Genomic DNA, 1,319 nt, shown 5'->3' on the forward strand with positions numbered 1-1,319 from the left:
TAGTACTGAGACCACAAAGTTGTAAACTTCTGTAAACGTCTTTGATTAAATCACCTCTGCTCTGGCACACTGCCAGACATGAACTTTGCTACCGCCATCGACGATTACACCAAAGAACAACTGATTCAGTTGCTGATTCATCAGCAGGCGATGAACGCCAAACTGACTCATGAATTAGCTATTCTTAAACGCCAGAAATTTGCAGCGACCAGCGAAGCTTATACCGGCGAACAGCAGCGTGAACTGTTCGAAACGCTCGACACCGACTTAGCGGCCGTCACTGCCGAAATGGAGCAACTGGCACTGACAAATCCCCTGCAAGCAGAACCAGCCAAACAGCAACCCAAACGCGTCCGACTCCCGGCAGAACTGCCGCGCACTGACATTCACCATGAACCGGATTCAACGTTGTGTCAGTGCGGTTGCCAAATGAAACGGATCGGTGAGGACGTAGCCGAGAAACTCGATTACCAACCCGGCGTATTCACGGTAGAGCGCCATGTTCGTGGCAAGTGGGTCTGCCATCAATGCGAAACATTGGTACAAGCGCCGGTACCTGCACAAATCATCGATAAGGGCATCCCGACCTCCGGATTGCTGGCTCAGGTACTTGTCGCTAAATATGCCGATCACCTTCCTCTGTACCGCCAAAGCGGCATCTTTGAACGGTCTGGATTAGCCATTCCCGATTCCACGCTATCCGAATGGGTAGGCCGTTGCGGTGTTGCGCTACAACCGTTGGTGGATGCGTTGAAACAAGAATTATTGACTCAACCGGTGTTGCATGCTGATGAAACGCCACTTCCGATGCTCAAGCCTGGACATGGGAAGACGCACCGGGCCTACTTGTGGAGTTATTGCAGTACACCGTTAAGTAGCATGAGATCGGTGGTATTTGACTTTGCAGAGAGCCGTGGCGGCAAGCATGCAGAACAATTCCTGGGGCGATGGCGAGGCACCCTCGTCTGCGATGACTTTCCAGGTTATAAGGCGCTGTTCAAATCCGGAATCACGGAGGCCGGATGTATGGCGCACGCCCGACGCAAATTCCATGAGCTATGGGCAAATCACAGTAGTCAGATAGCTGGAGAGGTACTGGATTTATATGCGCGACTCTACGACGTGGAACGCGAAGCAAGTTTGCTCGATCCAGCGCAACGATTAGCCATTCGTCAAACACAAGCCAAGCCAGTTGTAGACGCCTTGCATCAATGGTTACTGGTTCAACGTCAGCGAGTCCCTGGTGGTGGTGCTACCTTCAAGGCAATCGAATACAGTTTGAATCGCTGGTCGGCGTTGACACATTACCTTAACGATCC

1 protein-coding gene is annotated in these 1,319 nt (G+C 51.8%); it reads left to right on the forward strand.

Annotated elements, in window-relative coordinates; genetic code table 11:
* Window positions 1-78 precede the first annotated feature (78 nt).
* The coding region (tnpC, locus tag H8K32_RS19900; protein ID WP_186914370.1) for an IS66 family transposase at window positions 79-1,319 on the forward strand (1,241 nt) is incomplete at its 3' end.

Origin of the sequence: Cognatundibacterium jejuense (genome assembly GCF_014284255.1) — a bacterium.
GTDB classification, from domain to species: domain Bacteria; phylum Pseudomonadota; class Gammaproteobacteria; order Burkholderiales; family Burkholderiaceae_D; genus Undibacterium; species Undibacterium jejuense.